The organism is Aeromicrobium sp. WCS2018Hpa-31, assembly GCF_031843905.1.
Classification (GTDB): domain Bacteria; phylum Actinomycetota; class Actinomycetes; order Propionibacteriales; family Nocardioidaceae; genus Aeromicrobium.
In genome coordinates this window covers 87,463-104,734 of the sequence record NZ_JAVTJF010000003.1, presented here as the reverse complement: position 1 = coordinate 104,734, position 17,272 = coordinate 87,463, and the positions used below count along the sequence as shown (strand labels likewise).

Sequence of the window (17,272 nt, the reverse complement as noted above, 5' to 3'; positions counted from 1 at the left end):
GCACGTACGCGCCGCCGCAAGCGTCCTGACCCGACGACGCCACGGAGCGTTCACGCATGCCCACTCACCGTTCCCAGCACGGTGGCCGAGCCGAGCTCGGCCAGAACGACCTGCACGACCCTCGCACCGTCGAGGCGATCATCCGACTCGTGCGCCGCACCCGCGGGCCGATCCTCGAGATCGGCGCCGGACGCGGCGCCCTGACCCGTCCCCTCGCCGACCTCGGTCGGCCCCTCACCGCCGTGGAGCTCGACGAGCACCGGGTCGCCGCGCTCCGTCGGGAGCTGCCGGGCGTGGAGGTGGTGCACGCCGACGCCACGCAGCACCGGTTCGGACCCCGCATCCGCGTGGTGGTCGGCAACCTGCCCTTCCACCTCACCACCCCGTTGCTGCGGAAGGTCCTGGCAGCACCCGCCTGGACCGATGCGGTCCTGCTCGTGCAGTGGGAGGTCGCTCGCAAGCGGGCCGGCGTGGGTGGGTCGACCATGATGACCGCCCAGACGGCTCCGTGGTTCACCTTCGCGCTGCACGACCGCGTCCCGGCCGCTGCGTTCCGTCCGCGCCCGAGCGTCGACGGTGGGCTGCTGGTGGTGCGTCGCCGACCGGAGCCGTTGGTCCCCCCGACGGACCAGCGGCGCTACGCCGAGCTGGTACGACGCGTGTTCACCGGCCGTGGCCGCGGGCTCGCCGAGGTGCTGGCGCGCGCCACGTCGACACCGGTCGCGACGACCCGACGGTGGTGCGTCGGTGCCGGGGTGGACCCAAGGGGGCTCCCGCGCGACGTCAGCCCCGGGCAGTGGGCCACGTTGTGGCGGTCGGCGTCGGGCTAGGCGGGGTCGGTGGGGGCCGGGTCGGGGGCGGTCTGGTCGGCCGGTCGCCGCGCCGCGGGATCGGCCCGGCCGAAGGAGCGCGCCAGCAGGAGGATCGGTGCCACCAGCACCAGCGGCACGACGAAGGCCCAGCGCAGACCACCACCCTCGGCCACCGCTCCGATCAGACCGCCGCCGAGGATCGCCCCCACGTAGTTGGCGATGTTCATCCGGGCGATCGCCGCGTCGGCGGCCTCGGGCGGCACGGCGGCACCGAGCGCGGCGAAGCCGAGCGGCGCGACGACCGCGAGCCCGAGACCCACCACGAAGAAGGCCACCACCGCGGCCACCGCCGTCGGTGCGACGAGGACGGCGACGTAGCCGACGAGTCCGAGCGCCGTCCCGGCGGCGACCACCGTTGCCGCGCCCGCGCGACGCACCAGGTGGTCGCCGCAGAGACGGGAGACCAGGGCGCCCGCCTGGTAGGCGGCGTAGCCGAGCGGGACGAGCCCGGCCGAGGCGTCCATCGCGTCCTCCAGGTACACGCTGCTCCACGTCCCCGTGCCGGTGTCGGCGGCGTAGAACAGGCAGATGACCAGGCCGAACAGCAGCACCGGCCGCCACGGCACGCGGACCGTCGCGGCCGCGACGAGGTCCTCGACGTGGCTGCCCGGAGCGTCGACGACCAGGTCGCGACGCACGACCAGCGCGGCTGCGACGACGAGGATCGCCGCCACGGTCAGGTTCGCGCCGACCGAGACGTCGAGTCGCGAGGCCAGGGCCGCGTAGCCGGCGCCCACGATGCCGCCGATGCTCCAGCAGGCGTGGAACCCCGTCATCATGCTGCGACCGCGGAGCCCCTCCACGCGGACGCCCTGCATGTTCATCGTGGCGTCCACGCCGCCCAGGGCGGTCCCGTAGACCACGAACCCCGCGAGGAGGAGCGGGTAGCTCGGTGCCCAGCCGATGGCCGCAGCACCCACGCCGATGCCGACGAGCGACGTGGTGAGCGCCGCGGCACTGGACCGTCGCGTCGCGAGGATCCCGGCGAGCACGCTGCCGAGGCCGGCGATCGCCGCGACGACCACGAGGATGAGAGTCACGTCCGCCTCGTCGAGGCCGAACCGGTCCTGCTGGCGCGGCGTCTGGGTGACGATCGCGGCGAAGGTGAAGCCCTGCAGCAGGAATCCGGTGCTGACGGCGACGCGAGCTCGGTCCACGAACGTCAGCGTAGGACCGAGCGGGGGTCGCCCGGTCCCACGCGCGGGATCAGGCGGCCGAGCGGAGCTTCAGCGTCACCGAGCGCCCGCCGGCGCGAGCGACCTCGTGCGACTCGGCCAGCTGCTCACGGGCGAGGTCGCGGAGCTCGGCCATCTGGGGCGTCACCTCGGCGAGGGTCAGCTCGGTCTCGATGACGTCGAGGTCGAGGCCCCACACGTCCTCGAGGATGCGGCGCAGGTAGGCCGTCGCGTGGTCCCAGCCGGCGCGGGGCGTGCCCTCGCCGTAGCCGCCACCCTTCGCGACGACGAGGAAGGCCGGCTTGCCCTTCACCGTCTCGGTGCCGGGTGCGAAGCGCGGGTCGGAGATGAGGGTGTCGATCCAGAGCTTGAGGTGGGCCGAGACACCGAAGTTGTAGAGGGGAGTGGCGATGATCAGGACGTCCGCGTCGACGACCTCGTCGGCGAGCTGCGCGGCCTGCGCCTTGGCCGCGCGCTGCTCGGGCGTCCACGACTCCTCGGGCACGAAGCCCGCGAACGCGGAGGTGGCCCAGAGCGAGCCGTCGAGGGGCTGCGTGCCGACGTCGCGTCGGGTGACGGTGACCCCGTCGCCCCCGGTCTCGACGATGCCAGCCTCGACGATGGCGGCCTCGAGGGTGTCGGCGACGGCGCGGCTCGTCGAGCCCTCGACGCGGATGCTGGAGTCCAGCCGGAAGATGGTGGTCATGGGGTTCTCCTGAAGTCGGAAGAGATCGTCTGTCGGACAGATCATATATGCACACGATGATCTGCACGCGTGATGATCGTCACGGACGCAGGTCGCGCTACGATGGGGCCATGACCGAGACCCCCGCCCCCGCACGGGAACCCGCCGCCGCGCGGGTCGATCTCGGCCAGGCGCTCGGCGCGGTGCTGCGGCGCTACCTCGACGCAGCCCACGACGCCGTGGCCGAGCTCCCCGGTGGACCGCGGGGGTTCCAGGTGCTGTCGCTCGCCGGTCAGGGGGAGTGCAGCAACCAGGCCACGCTCGCCGCGAGCCTGGGCATCGACCGCACCGTCATGACCTACCTGGTCGACGACCTCGAGCGCGCCGGCCTGGTGGAGCGCCGGCCGGACCCCGCCGACCGACGAGCCCGTCAGGTCGTGCTGCGGTCGGACGGCGAGAAGGTCCTGCGCGAGACGACCGATCGCATCCAGGAGGTCGAGCGCACCGTGCTGGCCGGCCTGTCCGTCGACGAGGCCGACGTCTTCAGGTCGCTGCTGGCCCGCGTCGCGGCCGACGCGCCGATGGACCACTCGATCTGCTCGGCCGACCCGCCGGCCTGCTGAGCGCCCTACGCTGACGCCGTGCGCGTCGATCTCTGGTGGGCCACGGTCGCCCCCGGCGAACGGCGTCCCGGTCAGCAGCTGCTGGAGCGCGCGGCGGTGGAGCGTCTCGGCCGCGCCGACGTGGAGGTCGTGCGGACGTGCCCCGGGTGCGGCTCGAGCGGCCACGGGCAGCCGGTCGTCACCGACGAGCCCGCCCTCGGCCTGTCACTGGCGCACGCCGGTGGGCTCGCCCTCGTCGCGGTCGTGCAGGGAGCCCGGGTCGGCGTCGACCTGGAGCCGCTCGACACCGACGTCGAGCACCTGGCCGACGTCGCCCTCGGGCCGCACGACGCCGCTGCACCGACGTCGTCGGCACTGCTGCGCACGTGGACCCGCAAGGAGGCCGTGCTGAAGGCGGTCGGGGTGGGGCTCGCCGCGGACCCGTCCCAGCTGGCGGTGTCCGCGGCTCACGACCCTGCGGAGCTCGTCTCGTGGTCGGTCGTCGACGTCGACGACCCGCGGCCGGTCCATCTGGTCGACCTCGGTCCCGCGCACGGGGTGCCCGCGGGCGTGGTGGCCGCCCTGGCCGTCACTGGTACGTCACGAGGTCCGGACGTGGTCGTACGTTCCAGGTCTGCCGGGCCGTGAGCATCGGCTCGTCCTCGTCGTGGAAGTTCTTCCAGCCCCAGTGCACGCCGTCGGGTGCGCCGCGGCGGATGGTCGCCCAGGTGCCCTTCTTGGCGGCCGGGGTGCCCTGACCGTCGACGTGGATGACGGTGGCGAGCTCCGGGTGGGTGGTCACGACCTTCGCGCGGTCCGTGATCATCGACGTCGAGAACTGGTGCAGCACGAAGAGCTTCTGCGGCAGCCGCTGCTCGCGGGTCAGCCTCGAGAGCCACGCGGAGACGCGGTTGACCTCGGCCGCCTTCGCGGACCCGATCTGGCGCAGGTGCTTCTGGCCCTTCTTCAGCCGCCACTCCGGGTCGAGCGCCAGGCCCACGTGCGGCCGGAGCAGCAGCGACCGGTAGCGCTTCGCCTGGGTCAGGAAGTCGGTCCGACCCGGCTGCAGGTCGATCACCACGTACTGCCCGGCCTTCTCGGCGGCGCGCACGAGCGGAAGCAGGTCCTCGACGTCGGCCTCGGCGGAGTAGTCGCCGTCCTTGCCCTTCGACGCCGACGCGACGGTCGCGATGATCTCGAGCGCGGGCACGATCTTCGCCTTCGTCTGCGCGCGGTAGCGGTCGGCGACCCGTTCGGCACGCTTCACGGTGGCACCCACCCCCTGCTCGCCGAGCAGGCCGAGCGACGGGGTCCCTGGGTGGCCGTAGAGCGCGACGACGTGCCGACCGGGGAAGGCGAGCAGCCCGCCGCCGGGCTGCTCCAGGTTCCGGCGGACGGCCATCACCTGGTACCCGAGCCCGTGGCGGAACGGGCGTCCGAGGCCGATCACCCCCGCCTTCGGCCGGTCGCGGAGGGCCGCCACCACGTCGGGGGCGGAGCGCGGGTCGGCGTCGGGTGCGCGCAGCACGGTGGCCCCGGCCGTGCGCGCCGTCGTGACGGCGGCGCGGTTGGGACCCGGTGCGCGGGTGAGCACGACGACGTCGCGTGGCTCGACGTCCGCGTGGGGGAGGTCGTCCACGGCCGCGTCGACCGCAGCGGGTGTGGGCGCGACCTCTTGGAGCCCGGCGACGTCGGGAGCCGTGCCGATGCCGAGCACGGTGCGTGCGCCCAGGCGCTCGATCTCGGCCGGCACGGCGGGTCCGGGCAGCAGCATCGGCACGCCCAGACGCCGCGCGGCCCGTTCGGCGAGCTGCTGGACCTCCGGGTCCGGTGACGAGAGGACCACCACCTCGGACCTGTCGAACAGGCGGCGACTCACCCCCAGGGCTGCGCTGGCCGGGGTCGCGACGTCGATGACGTCGACGCCCTTCGCAGGCGAGCGCGTGACCACCGGCCCGTCCTCGGCGCCGGCGGACCGTCCACCGGTGCAGCCACCGGCCACGAGAGCCACCACGACGAGGGCAGCCGTCAGGGTCGCGCCCACAGATCGCATGCTCCGACCGTAACGACGCCGTCGGCGCAGGAAGGTGACCGGGGCGGGTGGGCCGACGCAGGTACCCTCGGCACCGTGATCAGCGCCCTGTCGACCGCACTCGTGCAGTCCGCCACCTCCACGGGTCCCGACAGCGGCCTCGCCGGCTGGACCGTCGACCTGATGGACCGGCTCGGGCTGGTGGGTGCGGCCATCGCCGTGGGGGCCGACAACCTGTTCCCGCCGATCCCGAGCGAGATCATCCTGCCCCTGGCCGGCTTCGCCGCCGCGCAGGGGACGTTCTCGCTGGCCGGCGCGTTGTTCGCGACGACCGCGGGGTCGGTCATCGGTGCCGCGATCCTCTACTGGTTGGGTCGCGGCTACGGACGCGACCGCACCGTGTGGGTGTTCGAGAAGGTCCCGCTGCTCAAGGTCAGCGACCTCGAGCGCACCGAGGCCTGGTTCGCGAAGCACGGGACGAAGGCGATCTTCTTCGGTCGCATGGTCCCGATCTTCCGCAGCCTGATCTCGTTGCCCGCGGGTGTGGAGAAGATGCCGTTCGGGCTGTTCCTCCTGCTCACGACGGCCGGCAGCCTGATCTGGAACAGCATCTTCGTCATCGCCGGCTACCGGCTGGGCGAGAACTGGGAGCAGGTCGAGCCGTACGCCGACACGTTCCAGAAGGTCGTCATCCTCGGCGTGCTGCTCGTCATCGCGGTCTTCGTCGTGGTGCGGGTCCGTCAGCTGCCGCGCTTCCACCGGGAGCGCTGACCTTGGGCGACGTCGTGGCCGTCTCGCGGATCGCCTCTCTGCTGCCGTCGGCCACCGAGATCGTCTACGCCCTCGGCCTCGACGACCGGCTCGCGGCCGTGACCTTCGAGTGCGACGAGCCGGCCCGGGCGCGGCTGGACCACCGGGTGGTGGTGACCGGCGCCGACACGAGCGGCTGGACGCCCGGTGAGATCGACGCGTACGTCCGGGAACGTCGAGCCGCCGGTGTGGACCTGTACACCCTCGACGAGGGAGCCCTGGCCGACGTCGAGCCCGACCTGGTGCTCACCCAGGACCTGTGCCGCGTGTGCGCGCTGCCGACCGATCGGGTCGACGAGGCGCTGGCGCACCTGGGCTGCAGTGCCGACGTGCTGACGCTCGACCCGCACACCCTCGAGGACGTGCTGGCCTCGGTGGAGCGGGTGGCCGAGGCGGCGGGTGTGCCCGGTCGTGGCCGCGACGTCGTGGCCGGACTGCGTGAACGACTCGCCGCGGTCGCCGCCGCGGCGCAGGGCCGTCCCCGGCCCAGGGTGGCCGTGGTCGAGTGGGTGGACCCTCTGTTCACGGGTGGCCACTGGATCCCCGACCAGGTGGCGGCCGCCGGCGGCGAGCCGGTGGGCATGCACCCGGGGACCCCGTCCGGCCCGTCGGCGTGGGACGGCCTGCGTGCGGAGCGGCCCGACGTCGTCCTCGTGGCGCCGTGCGGCTACGGGCTCGACGGCGCGGCCGAGCAGGCCGCGCTGGTGGTGCGGGAGCTGCCCGACGCCCAGGTCTGGGCGATCGACGGGAACGCCGTGGTGGTGCGACCGGGTCCTCGGCTGGTCGACGGGGTCGAGGCGATGGCTTCGGTGCTTCACCCCGATCTCTTCGGCACGTCGGTTCACGTGCGCCGCGTGCAGTAGCCGATCTCAGCCGGCTCGGGCGATGCGGATGTGCCTGCCGGTGCGGTGGGTGCGCAGGGTGCGGCCGATCTCGTGGGTGGTGGGATCGATCGTGAAGTAGCCCTGGTGGACCAACGCGTGGCAGCGCGGACAGAGCCCGATCAAGTTCTTCAGGTCGGTGGTGCCGCCGCGGGACCAGTACTGGACGTGATGGATGTGGACGATGGGTCCCCAGCACCCGAGCCCGCCGCATCGTCCCCCTTGCCGGGCGACGACGGCCTTGCGCTGGGCGGGGGTGGCCAGGCGTGCGGTGCGGCCGACATCCAGCACGGAGTGCTTGCCGGCGGTCAGGATCGGGGTGAGCGCGGAGTCGCAGAGCATCTGCTGGAGCTGGGCCGGTCCGATGGTCCCGAAGCCGGCGAGGTCAGCGGTGGTGGTGTCGACGTCGTCGGCCAGGTCAGCCAGGTCGAGCGTCATGGAGACGTGGGGTCGGACGCCCTTGTCCTGCGGAAGCCCGGACTCGAGGATGCTGCTGAGCATCTGGTCGAGTGCGGTGACGCGGCGCTCGGCGACGGGTCGGTCGTCCTCCGCGCAGGTGGGTGCGGAGAGCGACTGCAGGACGGTCTTGAGCTTGGTGCCGGTGTCGAACGGCAGGAACCCGGTGATATGAAAACCCTCGCCGACCGGTGAGATCTTGATGTCGTGCTTGGCCATGCCCTTGATCCAGGCCTCGTCGAGGTCGTCGGGGTGGGTGGCGTCGCGCAGCTTCTTCACGGCTCTGCGGATCTGGGCGGGCTCGGCTCGTTCGGCCAGGTGGAGCAGGGCGTCCATGCAGGTCTCGACAGCGGCCGAGTCGATGTGGCGGGCGGCGTAGGTGAACGCGTCGACGTGGTCCAGCGAGACCGCCCCGGCGGTGGCGAGATCGGCGAGCTCGGGCATGTCCTTCAGCGTCCGGGCCGACCTGGTGAGCTGGGCGGCGTCCTTGGCGTCGAGGTGCAGCTGGTCGCGCAGCCAGTTCTTCACGCTCGAGCAGCCCTCGGCCTCGTGGACGCCGTGCTCGGCCATCTCGGCGACCAGGTCGACCTTCGCCGCATCGACCGCGTTCTGCACCACCTGCAGCAGACGCAGCGCATCGGTGGACGTGGGGTACGTGCGCAGCACCTCAGCCGCAGCGGTGAGCTGCTCGGCGACGTGCTGCGTGATCATGAGGTCATGGTAACGAACACATGAGCGATATCACAGGGTCGAAGGTCCCGAAAACTACTGCGATTCCAGGATTCTTCCTTTCTGTGTGATCCCGCCACCGCGTGCCGATCGCCGGACCGTCGTAGCCTCGACCCATGACCTCCTCAGCCCTCCCCGACGTCCCCACCCAGCTGTTCATCGGCGGTTCCTGGCGCGACGCGAGCGGCGGCTCGACGTTCGCGGTGGAGAACCCCGCCGACACCTCCACGTTGGTGCAGGTCGCGGACGCCACGGTCGACGACGGCAAGGCCGCGATCGACGCCGCCGTGGCCGCGCAGGCGGGCTGGGCGAAGGTGCCGCCGCGCGACCGTGGCGAGATCCTGCGCTCCGCCTTCGAGACGGTCACGGCTCGCGCCGACGAGCTGGCCACGATCATGACCCTCGAGATGGGCAAGCCGCTCAGCGAGAGCAAGGCCGAGATCACGTACGGCGCTGAGTTCCTGCGCTGGTTCTCCGAGGAGGCGGTGCGCATCTCCGGCCGCTACTCGGTGGCCCCCAACGGCGCCACGCGTCTGCTCACGCTGAAGCAGCCGGTGGGCCCGTGCCTGATGATCACGCCCTGGAACTTCCCGCTCGCGATGGGCACCCGCAAGATCGCTCCGGCCATCGCCGCCGGCTGCACGATGGTGGTCAAGCCCGCGGGCCTCACGCCGCTCACCATGCTGTGGCTCGCCAAGGTGCTCCAGGAGGCGGGCGTGCCCGAGGGCGTGCTCAACGTCGTCACCACGAAGAGCACGGGCGAGGTGATGGAGCCGATCATCCGCGACCCGCGTCTGCGCAAGCTCACCTTCACCGGCTCCACCGAGGTCGGTCGCTCCCTCGTCGAGCAGAGCGCCGAGGGTCTGCTCCGCGTCTCGATGGAGCTCGGCGGCAACGCTCCGTTCCTGGTGTTCGGCGACGCCGACGTCGACGCGGCCGTCGAGGGCGCGATGCTCGCCAAGATGCGCAACATCGGCGAGGCGTGCACCGCCGCCAACCGGTTCATCGTCCACGCCGACGTCGCCGAGGAGTTCTCCACCAAGCTCGCGGACAAGATGGCCGCGCTCAAGGTCGGCGACGGCCTCGAGGACGACGTCAAGGTCGGCCCCCTCGTCGAGGAGAAGCAGCGCGACAAGGTGGCCGAGCTCGTCGACGACGCCGTCGAGAAGGGCGCCACCGTGCTCACCGGAGGCCAGGTGCCCGACGGTCAGGGGTGGTTCTACCCGCCGACGGTCCTCACCGACGTCCCGCTCACGGCGAAGGTCACCACCGAGGAGATCTTCGGCCCGGTCGCCCCGATCTTCACCTTCACCGACGAGGACGAGGCGCTGCGCCTCGCGAACGACACCGAGTACGGGCTCGTCGCCTACGCCTTCACCACCGACTACGCCCGCGCGGTCCGCGTGTACGAGGGACTCGAGACGGGCATGGTCGGCATCAACCAGGGCATCGTCTCCAACCCCGCCGCCCCGTTCGGCGGCGTGAAGGCCTCCGGCTTCGGCCGCGAGGGCGGCGCCGAGGGCATCGAGGAGTACCTCGAGACGAAGTACGTGGGTCTCGGCGGCCTCTGAGCCACGTCGTCGCCATCGTAGGATTCACCGACGGTGCGACGAGGTCTCGGGGGAACGATGACGAAGGTCATGGGCTGGATTGTCACGGCGGCGTGCATCGCCGGCCTCGTCGCCGGCTGTGGTCCGTCCCCATCGGCCGAGTCGGACGGGCCGTCCTCGACGCCGCCGTCGACCCCCTCGGCCCTCGATCCGTGCAACCTGTTGTCGACCGACGCGTGGTCGGCGCTCGGCGGCGAGCCGCTCGACTACAACGCGGGGACCCAGAACAGCGTGTGGGGAACCTCGGCATGCTCGTACGCCGACGCGACGCGCCTGCAGGCGGAGACGATCGCATCGGTGATGGCGGTCTCCGCGAGGGAGTGGCTCGAACGGATCCCCGAGGTGCTCGCGCTCTCCGGTGCCGACCCGGAGCAGATGGAGGACATCGACGCCGCCCGCCAGCTGGTGGGCATCGAGGAGGGAGAGGTGCCGGATGCCGAGGCCGCCTGCGACGTCTGGAAGGTCTCGAGGGCGGGAGCCATCCGTGCCGAGGACGGTCGGTACGTCGAGCAGCGCCGGCTCGACGACGAGGTCGCCCTGGTACGCATCGAGTCGTGCGCCGACGACGTCGTCTCGCAGGTCGAGCTGAGCTCACCCGAGGCGATGTCCGACCAGGCCCTCGAGCGTGCCGGGTCAGCGATCGAGCGGGTGGAGCGGAAGGCACGAGCCGCCCTCGAGGACGGTCGTCTCTGACGGTGAGGAACTAGCTCTTGTCGGTGGGGGCGTCGGTCACACGCTGACGTCGGCCCGGCGGTCGTCGGGACGCTGGGGCCCCCGGCCGGACTGGAACTGCTCGACGTAGAGCCGGGCGTACAGCCCGCCGGCGCTCAGCAGCTCGTCGTGGGTGCCCTGCTCGACGAGGACACCGTCCTCGATGCCGAAGATGACGTCGGCGTCGTGGATGGTGGAGAGCCGGTGCGCGATGGCGATGGTGGTGCGGTTGGCGCGGGCCCGCTCGAGGGCCTGCTGCACGAGCCGCTCGGTCTCGGTGTCGAGCGCCGACGTGGCCTCGTCGAGGATGAGGATGCGGGGGTCGGCGAGCAGCACGCGGGCGATCGCGAGCCGCTGCTTCTCACCGCCCGACAGCCGGTAGCCGCGCTCGCCGGTGATCGTCTCGTAGCCCTCGGCGAAGCTGAGGATGCGGTCGTGGATGTTCGCGTCGCGGGCCGCCTGCTCGATCTCGGCGGCGGTGGCGTCGGGGCGGGCGTAGGCGAGGTTGTCTCGGATCGTGCCGTGGAACAGGTACGGCTCCTGCGTGACCATGCCGACGGAGCCGGTCACCGAGTCCAGGGTCAGGTCGCGCACGTCGTGGCCGTCGATCAGCACGGCGCCGCGGGTGACGTCGTAGAACCGCGGCACCAGGTAGGTGGCGGTGGTCTTGCCCGAACCCGACGGCCCGACGATGGCCGCGAGCTGACCGGGTCGGATCCGCAGCGAGACGTCGCGCAGCGCCCACGTGTCGTCGACGGACGGCGCCGTCGACCCGTCGGGACGGGAGATCCGCACCGTCGACTCACCGAACCGGTCACCTCCGCGGCCACCGGTGAGGGACCTCGGCTCCGGGTAGCGGAACCAGACGTCACGGAGCTCGACCTCGCCGCGCACCGCGGGCAGCGCCACGGCGCCGGGCTTCTCCTTCACGGCGGGCTCGAGGTCGAGGTACTCGAAGATGCGACGGAACAGCGCGAGCGAGGTCTGCACGTCGAGCGTGACGCGCATGAGCTGCAGCAGCGGCATCTGCAGCCGGGCCTGCAGCGTGGTGAACGCGACGAGCGTGCCGGCCGTCAGCGCCTCCGACCCGCCGGGCAGCCCGCCGGTGATCATCAGCCCGGCGAGCAGGTAGATGAGGGCGGGCGTGATGGCGAAGAACGTCTGGACCGTCGCGAAGAACGTGCGGCCGGTCATCGCCTGCGCCACCTGGAGGCGCGCCTGCACCCGGTTCGCCTCGCGGTACCGCTCGGTCTCGGACTCGCCGCGCCCGAACACCTTGGACAGCAGGATGCCCGAGACGCTCAGCGACTCCTCGGTGATCGCGGTCATCTCCGACAGCGACTCCTGCGTGCGTCGCGCCAGCTTCTGGCGACGTCGGCCGACGCGCAGCTGGATGGCGATGAACGCCGGCATGAGGATCAGCGTCAGGACGGTCAGCTGCCACGAGAGCAGCACCATCGACACGACGGCCGCGATCACGGTGACGGTGTTCTGCAGGATCGTCGTGGCGGTGTCGGTGAGCACCGTGCGCACGCCCGCGACGTCGTTGGCCAGCCGCGACTGGATCGCACCGGTCTTGGTGGCGGTGAAGAACGCCAGCTCCATGGTCTGCAGGTGCGCGAACAGCTGGCTGCGCAGGTCGGCCATGGCCGAGTTCCCGATGGTGGCGGTCAGCCAGTTCTGGCCCACCGAGATGAGCGCGGTCACGACCGGGATGAGGCACATGAACGCGACGAGCTTTCCGAGCAGGCCGAGGTCGGCCGCGCTGCCGTCGGTCGGGAACAGGGCGTCGTCGAAGACCGCCCGGGTGAGGAACGGGATCACCGACGTGAGTGCGGCGGCGGCGACCACCGCCACGCACACGAGCACGAGCTGACCACGGTAGGGGCGCAGGAGTGACGCGATGCGGCCGAGCACGGGTGCATCGGCCGCGGCGATCTCCTCCTTCGTCAGGTGGGTGACCTGTGCGCCCCGCGGCATCAGGCGTCGACCCGCGACAACATCAGCTCCTCGCGGACGGAGACCAGCTCGGGCGTGCCCCACACGCCGACCTCGGTGCGCAGCATGGCCCACAGCCGCACGGCGTCGGGGTCGGGCACGAGCGCGGGGTCGGCGGACAGCGCGAACGGGGTCGGTCCGTCGGTGGCGTTCACGGCGACGGCGGCCAGCACCTCGCCGTCGGGCGAGACGAGCTTGACCGAGAGGACTCCACCGCCCGGCAGGGCGATCTTCTCGCGGATCGCTGCGGTTCCGGTCACGGAGAGGACGTCGAGGGAGCTCATGGGTCGAGCCTAGGGCGTAAGCCCTGGGTGAACACGTCTGGCGCCGGGCGGTCCCGGCGTGGTCGGCTGGGGCATGGAACGGTGGCTGGTCCTCGGCGGCACGGCGTGGCTCGGCCGCGAGATCGCCCGCGAGGCGCTCGCGCAGGGCCACGAGGTGACCTGCCTGGCGCGCGGCGAGAGCGGCGGGGCGGTCGAGGGTGCGCGGTGGGTGCGGGCCGACCGCGACGACCCCGACGCGTACGTCGACGTCGCGGGCCCGTGGGACGCGGTGGTCGACGTCGCCCGTCAGCCGGGCCACGTGCGGTCGGCGCTCGCCGCGCTCGGTGCCGACGCGCGGCGGTGGACCTTCGTCTCGACCGCCAACGTCTACGCCGACCCCGCCCTCCCGATGCACGAGGACGACCCGCTCCGCCCACCCGCGGTCGGCGACACGGTCGACCCCGACCAGTACGGGGAGGGCAAGGTCGCGTGCGAGCAGGCGGTGCGCGCCCACCCCGGAGCGCTGGTGCTGCGTGCCGGGCTGATCGCCGGACCGGGCGACCCGTCGGACCGCTTCGGCTACTGGCCCGCACGCCTCGGCTCGGCCGGTGAGGACGACGTGCTCGTGCCCGACCCGCCCGACGGTCGGTGCCAGGTGGTCGACGTGCGCGACGCCGCCGCCTTCGCCGTCGACGCCACGGAGCGATCAATCACGGGCGTGCTCAACCTGGCCGGGGAGTCGCTGCCGCTGGGCGACGCGCTCGTGCGGATCGCCGCTGCGGTGGGCCACCGGGGCAGGCTCGTGCCGGTGCCCCCGGCGCGTCTCGAGGAGCTCGGCGTGCAGCCGTGGTCGGGTGAGCGGTCCCTGCCGCTGTGGCTCCCGGAGGAGGACGGCGGCATGGTCCGCATGGACACGACCCGCGCCGGGCACGCCGGTCTGCGTCGTCGTTCCCTCGAGGAGACCGCCGTCGACACCCTCGCCGACGAGCGGACCCGCGGCATCGACCGGCCGCGGAGGGCCGGCCTCACACCCGCCGAGGAGCGGGAGCTGCTCGCGCTCCTCTAGCTCCCGTCCCTCAGGCCACCGCTAGTGCGCTGCGGCAGCGACCGCGTCGGCGAAGGACGTCGCCGGGCGACCCAGCAGACGCTCGACGTCGCCGCTCACGGCAGCGAGCTCACCGTCGCGGATCGCCGTGTAGGTGCTGATCCACGCGTCGAGCTGCCAGTCGGGCGCGCCGTAGTGGGCGCGGCTGGCGCGGGCCTCGTCGAGGGTCTCGTCCTCGAAGCGGTGCGGACGTCCGGTCACCTGGGTGAGCGCGGCGGCCACCTCGACGAGCGTAAGGGCGTCGGGACCGGTCAGGTCGTAGGCACGGCCCGCGTGGGTCGCCGGGTCCTGCAGCACGTGCGCGGCCACGGCGGCGACGTCGCGCTGGGACACCGCGGCCACCCGGCCTGCGCCGGCGGGCCCTCGGATCACGCCGTCGGCGTCGGCGAAGTGGGTGAACACCTCCGCGTAGAAGTTGTCGCGCAGGAACGTCCAGTCGAGGTCGGACTCGCGCAGCAGGTCCTCGGTGGCGCCGTGGTCGCGGCCCAGCGTGAAGGTGCTGTCGGCGGCCGCCCCGACGAACGACGTGTAGACCACGTGCCCGACGTGCGCGTCCTCCGCGGCCTCGATCACGGACCGGTGCTCGTCGACCCGCGCGTCGCTCTCGTGGGCCGACACGAAGAAGAGCGTGTCCACCCCGGCGAGCGCCTCGCGCAGGTTGGGGCCATCGGAGTAGCTGCACTCCCACAGGCCGAACCCGAGGCGGGGGGCGCGGCTCGGGTCGCGCACGAGGAGCCGCACGTCGGCACCGCCGGTCGACGCCGCGTCGGCGAGGTGGCGGGCGGTGAGCCCACCGAGGGTGCCGGTGGCCCCGGTGACGGCGATGGTGGTCATGCCCTGCTCAACGGGTGGCGAGCGTCGCCTGTTCCCGGCGTCAGTCGACGGCGACCGTCGCGAGCCGCTCGAGCGCCGACGTCAGCAGCGCGTCGAGCCGGGTGTCGCGTGCGTAGGACGCGACCGCGGCGGCGGAGAACGCGGCCATCGTGCGCGCCCGCAGGACGGTGTCGTCGTCGACGCTGCCGTACTCGGCCCAGAACGCCGCGCGGTGCTCGGGCGCGAGGGCGCTGAACACGAAGGCGAGGTCGACGCCGGGGTGCGCCACGCACAGGTCGCCCCAGTCGATCACGCCGCACGCCTGGCCGGCGTCGTCGACGAGCACGTGTCGGGCGTAGAGGTCGCCGTGGCTGGTGACCACCTGGTCCGGCGCCGGAGGTGCGTCGTCCGCGCGCTCGAGCAGGGCGTCGAGCGCGGTGTCGTCGCGCCAGACCCCGGCGGACCGCAGGTCCGTGAGCATGACCCGGGTGCGCGCGGCGCGGTCGACGGCGTCGGCCCGCCCCATGGGGTCGACCGGGAGCGTGGGGTCGAGCGGCACGTCGTGCAGGGCCCGCACGAAGCGGCCGAGTGCGCCGGCGACGGACTCGACGTCGGCGTGCGGGGTGACGGCGAGCTCGGTCCCGGGCAGCACCTCGGCGCCCCAGAACGGCCAGGGCGGCTCGCCGTAGGTGCCGTGGTGGCGGGGGATCGGGATGGGCAGCGGCAGCAGAGGTGCCAGACGCGGAAGGTGGAGCGCCTCCCGCTCCACCCCGGGCAGCGCGATCGAGCGTCGCGGGAAGCGGAACAGCCACGTGTGGTCGACGGCGACGATCGAGTTGTCCCACCCCGCAGCGACCTGGCGGACGTCGTCACCGGCCAGACCCAGCTCGCGCACGGCAGCGGTGGCCTCGGCGACGGTGATCTCGCGCTCAGGACGCCACGGGTGGGTCATCGCGTCAGCATAGGTGGATCGAAGGACCACGAGGGAGCCCTCGTGGTGGGACGATGTCGCCATGAGCACGCTGCCGGACGCCGGGCGGACCACCATCCAGGCCGACGTGCACGACGTGTACCTCGTCGGCACCGTGCTGTTTGCCTTCCTGCTCGGCAACGCGATCCTCGGTCCGGTTCTCATCGGCCTGGCGATCTGGCGCTGCCACCGTGCCCACCCGGCGGGACGGGCCATCGCCGCCGGCTGCGTGACTCTCTGGGCGGGCTGGGTCGTGTTCGTCCTCGCCTTCGGCACCTCCGTCGGGTGAGCGCCGTCATCCGGTCGGCAACCGCGCGCGACGACGCCGACCTGCTCGAGATCGACCACGTCACGTGGAGCCCGAGGTGGTCGCCCGGCAGCGCGCCGGACCGGGAGCGCGACCCGGTGTTCTTCCGTGAGCAGCACGGCGGACCCGAGCACTTCCTGGTGGCCGAGCTCGACGGTGACGTGGTCGGCTACGTCGCCCTGCACGCGGCCGGAGGGCTGGCGAGCCACGCCCACGTGCGGATCATCGACGGCCTGGGCGTGCTGCCGGCCGCGCAGGGTCGCGGCGTCGGCGAGGCCCTCGTGCGCGCCGCCGTCGAGCGGGCCCGCGCCGAGGGTGCGGCGAAGGTGACGCTGCGCGTCCTGGGCACTAACCCGACCGCGCGTCGTCTCTACGAGCGGTGCGGGTTCGCCGTCGAGGGCGTGCTGGTCGGCGAGTTCGTCATCGCGGGAGCAGCCGTGGACGACGTGTGGATGGCCATCCACCTCGACCGGTGAGACGGACTGCCCGGTCTCAGATGGTCTGGGCGACGACGTCGAGCTCGAGCGGGACGGCGCAGGCGCTCGAGCCGGCGCTGATCCACAGGCCCACGGTGCGGGCGGCGTCGGGCTCGCTGGGCATCCACTCGGCGATCCAGGCGGCGACGGCACGGTCCGCAGCCCCCGGCCACACGCGGTGCACGGTGACGCGCGGCGGCGTGTCCAGGCGCGGCAGCTCGACGTCGGGCTCGATCTCCACGACCACCTGGCCGTAGACGTCGGACGGAAGCATCGCGAGCACCGACTGCAGGACCACCAGGTCGTCGGCGCATCCGGCCAGCAGCACGTGCTGCAGCGGGGTGCGACGGCGGTGGGACCTCATGAGGTGAGTATAGGCTTACCTGCCTCGTGTGAGGCAAGGGTGGCCTATGTCACTCCCGATCGGCGGCGCGGGGCTCGTGCTGGCCGGGCCGGGGGTGCGGCGGGCGCTGGGCCTGGGGTCGGGGCTGCGCTGCCTCGGCTGGTGCTGGGACGGTCTCCGAAAGGGCCTCGACCGGGCGACTCCCAGCGACCCGGCAGAGCTCCCGGGCCACTGTCTTCGCTACCCCCGAGCGGTGACTTCTCCACCGAATGCCGGGTGCGGGCGGGAGGAGCGGTGCGGATTCCACCGTGTCAGCACTGGGACGGTGGAATTCGCACCGCTCGGGCCGGCGATCGGTGGAATCTGCACCGCTCGCGCCGGCCCCTCCCCCCATCGGTGGATCCTCAACCGCAGGACGGCGCGTGAGGTTGCAG

At 72.6% G+C, this 17,272-nt stretch carries 19 protein-coding genes; 10 read left to right on the top strand and 9 right to left on the bottom strand.

Features of this window, described 5'->3' with window-relative positions; genetic code table 11:
* The first annotated feature begins 56 nt into the window (after window positions 1–56).
* Window positions 57–830 carry a 23S ribosomal RNA methyltransferase Erm gene (gene erm, locus RQG84_RS04405; RefSeq protein WP_311209030.1) on the top strand — a complete coding sequence of 258 codons (774 nt, stop codon included), beginning with the start codon at window positions 57–59 and terminating at the stop codon, window positions 828–830.
* On the opposite strand, the gene RQG84_RS04400 is transcribed toward erm, so the two are convergent.
* Both RQG84_RS04400 and RQG84_RS04395 read right to left on the bottom strand, forming a co-directional pair.
* A complete protein-coding gene (locus RQG84_RS04400) occupies window positions 827–2,029 on the bottom strand; it encodes an MFS transporter (protein ID WP_311209029.1) in 1,203 nt (400 codons plus the stop codon). The genes erm and RQG84_RS04400 overlap by 4 nt on opposite strands.
* Window positions 2,030–2,078: 49 nt before the next feature.
* The gene (locus tag RQG84_RS04395) at window positions 2,079–2,753 is read right to left on the bottom strand and encodes an NAD(P)H-dependent oxidoreductase (protein WP_311209028.1); all 675 of its coding nucleotides are present in this window, start codon (window positions 2,751–2,753) and stop codon (window positions 2,079–2,081) included.
* Between the two features lie 110 nt (window positions 2,754–2,863).
* Between RQG84_RS04395 and RQG84_RS04390 the strand changes: the two genes are divergently transcribed.
* A complete protein-coding gene (locus RQG84_RS04390; RefSeq protein ID WP_311209027.1) occupies window positions 2,864–3,355 on the top strand; it encodes a MarR family winged helix-turn-helix transcriptional regulator in 492 nt (163 codons plus the stop codon).
* An 18-nt stretch (window positions 3,356–3,373) separates the two neighbouring features.
* The gene (locus RQG84_RS04385) at window positions 3,374–3,982 is read left to right on the top strand and encodes a 4'-phosphopantetheinyl transferase superfamily protein (protein ID WP_311209026.1); all 609 of its coding nucleotides are present in this window, start codon (window positions 3,374–3,376) and stop codon (window positions 3,980–3,982) included.
* Here RQG84_RS04385 and RQG84_RS04380 read toward each other — a convergent pair.
* On the bottom strand, window positions 3,924–5,387 hold the full coding sequence (locus tag RQG84_RS04380) for a hypothetical protein (protein WP_311209025.1): 1,464 nt from the start codon (window positions 5,385–5,387) through the stop codon (window positions 3,924–3,926). The two genes, RQG84_RS04385 and RQG84_RS04380, sit on opposite strands and share 59 nt — an antisense overlap.
* A gap of 75 nt (window positions 5,388–5,462) precedes the next feature.
* Here RQG84_RS04380 and RQG84_RS04375 point away from each other — a divergent pair, with 75 nt between their 5' ends.
* Both RQG84_RS04375 and RQG84_RS04370 read left to right on the top strand, forming a co-directional pair.
* On the top strand, window positions 5,463–6,137 hold the full coding sequence (locus RQG84_RS04375) for a DedA family protein (RefSeq protein ID WP_311209024.1): 675 nt from the start codon (window positions 5,463–5,465) through the stop codon (window positions 6,135–6,137).
* Between the two features lie 14 nt (window positions 6,138–6,151).
* A complete protein-coding gene (locus RQG84_RS04370) occupies window positions 6,152–7,039 on the top strand; it encodes an ABC transporter substrate-binding protein (protein ID WP_311209023.1) in 888 nt (295 codons plus the stop codon).
* A 6-nt stretch (window positions 7,040–7,045) separates the two neighbouring features.
* Here the strand turns inward: RQG84_RS04370 and RQG84_RS04365 are convergent, their stop codons facing one another.
* Window positions 7,046–8,224 carry a DUF222 domain-containing protein gene (locus RQG84_RS04365; protein ID WP_311209022.1) on the bottom strand — a complete coding sequence of 393 codons (1,179 nt, stop codon included), beginning with the start codon at window positions 8,222–8,224 and terminating at the stop codon, window positions 7,046–7,048.
* 134 nt (window positions 8,225–8,358) lie between these two features.
* Between RQG84_RS04365 and RQG84_RS04360 the strand changes: the two genes are divergently transcribed.
* Complete coding sequence (locus tag RQG84_RS04360) at window positions 8,359–9,813, top strand: NAD-dependent succinate-semialdehyde dehydrogenase (protein ID WP_311209021.1); 1,455 nt, start codon at window positions 8,359–8,361, stop codon at window positions 9,811–9,813.
* A gap of 33 nt (window positions 9,814–9,846) precedes the next feature.
* Window positions 9,847–10,545 carry a hypothetical protein gene (locus RQG84_RS04355; RefSeq protein ID WP_311209020.1) on the top strand — a complete coding sequence of 233 codons (699 nt, stop codon included), beginning with the start codon at window positions 9,847–9,849 and terminating at the stop codon, window positions 10,543–10,545.
* A 36-nt stretch (window positions 10,546–10,581) separates the two neighbouring features.
* On the opposite strand, the gene RQG84_RS04350 is transcribed toward RQG84_RS04355, so the two are convergent.
* Both RQG84_RS04350 and RQG84_RS04345 read right to left on the bottom strand, forming a co-directional pair.
* The gene (locus tag RQG84_RS04350) at window positions 10,582–12,543 is read right to left on the bottom strand and encodes an ABC transporter ATP-binding protein (RefSeq protein ID WP_311209019.1); all 1,962 of its coding nucleotides are present in this window, start codon (window positions 12,541–12,543) and stop codon (window positions 10,582–10,584) included.
* Window positions 12,543–12,845 carry a YbaY family lipoprotein gene (locus RQG84_RS04345; RefSeq protein ID WP_311209018.1) on the bottom strand — a complete coding sequence of 101 codons (303 nt, stop codon included), beginning with the start codon at window positions 12,843–12,845 and terminating at the stop codon, window positions 12,543–12,545. The genes RQG84_RS04350 and RQG84_RS04345 overlap by 1 nt, the downstream gene beginning before the upstream one ends.
* Before the next feature lie 73 nt (window positions 12,846–12,918).
* On the opposite strand from RQG84_RS04345, the gene RQG84_RS04340 reads away from it, so the two are divergent.
* Window positions 12,919–13,890 (top strand): NAD-dependent epimerase/dehydratase family protein, encoded by a 972-nt coding sequence (locus RQG84_RS04340; protein WP_311209017.1) that lies wholly within the window; start codon window positions 12,919–12,921, stop codon window positions 13,888–13,890.
* Window positions 13,891–13,911: 21 nt separating this feature from the next.
* Here RQG84_RS04340 and RQG84_RS04335 read toward each other — a convergent pair whose 3' ends face one another.
* Together RQG84_RS04335 and RQG84_RS04330 are read right to left on the bottom strand one after the other, a co-directional pair.
* Window positions 13,912–14,763 (bottom strand): SDR family oxidoreductase, encoded by an 852-nt coding sequence (locus RQG84_RS04335; protein WP_311209016.1) that lies wholly within the window; start codon window positions 14,761–14,763, stop codon window positions 13,912–13,914.
* Window positions 14,764–14,803: 40 nt separating this feature from the next.
* Entirely contained in the window at window positions 14,804–15,694 is an 891-nt protein-coding gene (locus RQG84_RS04330) for a phosphotransferase (RefSeq protein ID WP_311209015.1), read from the bottom strand.
* A gap of 61 nt (window positions 15,695–15,755) precedes the next feature.
* Between RQG84_RS04330 and RQG84_RS04325 the strand changes: the two genes are divergently transcribed.
* Together RQG84_RS04325 and RQG84_RS04320 are read left to right on the top strand one after the other, a co-directional pair.
* Window positions 15,756–16,001 (top strand): hypothetical protein, encoded by a 246-nt coding sequence (locus RQG84_RS04325; RefSeq protein WP_311209014.1) that lies wholly within the window; start codon window positions 15,756–15,758, stop codon window positions 15,999–16,001.
* Window positions 15,998–16,495, top strand: coding sequence for a GNAT family N-acetyltransferase (locus RQG84_RS04320; protein WP_311209013.1), 498 nt, complete (start codon window positions 15,998–16,000; stop codon window positions 16,493–16,495). The genes RQG84_RS04325 and RQG84_RS04320 overlap by 4 nt, the downstream gene beginning before the upstream one ends.
* 16 nt (window positions 16,496–16,511) lie before the next feature.
* On the opposite strand, the gene RQG84_RS04315 is transcribed toward RQG84_RS04320, so the two are convergent.
* A complete protein-coding gene (locus tag RQG84_RS04315) occupies window positions 16,512–16,859 on the bottom strand; it encodes a hypothetical protein (RefSeq protein ID WP_311209012.1) in 348 nt (115 codons plus the stop codon).
* Window positions 16,860–17,272 lie beyond the last annotated feature (413 nt).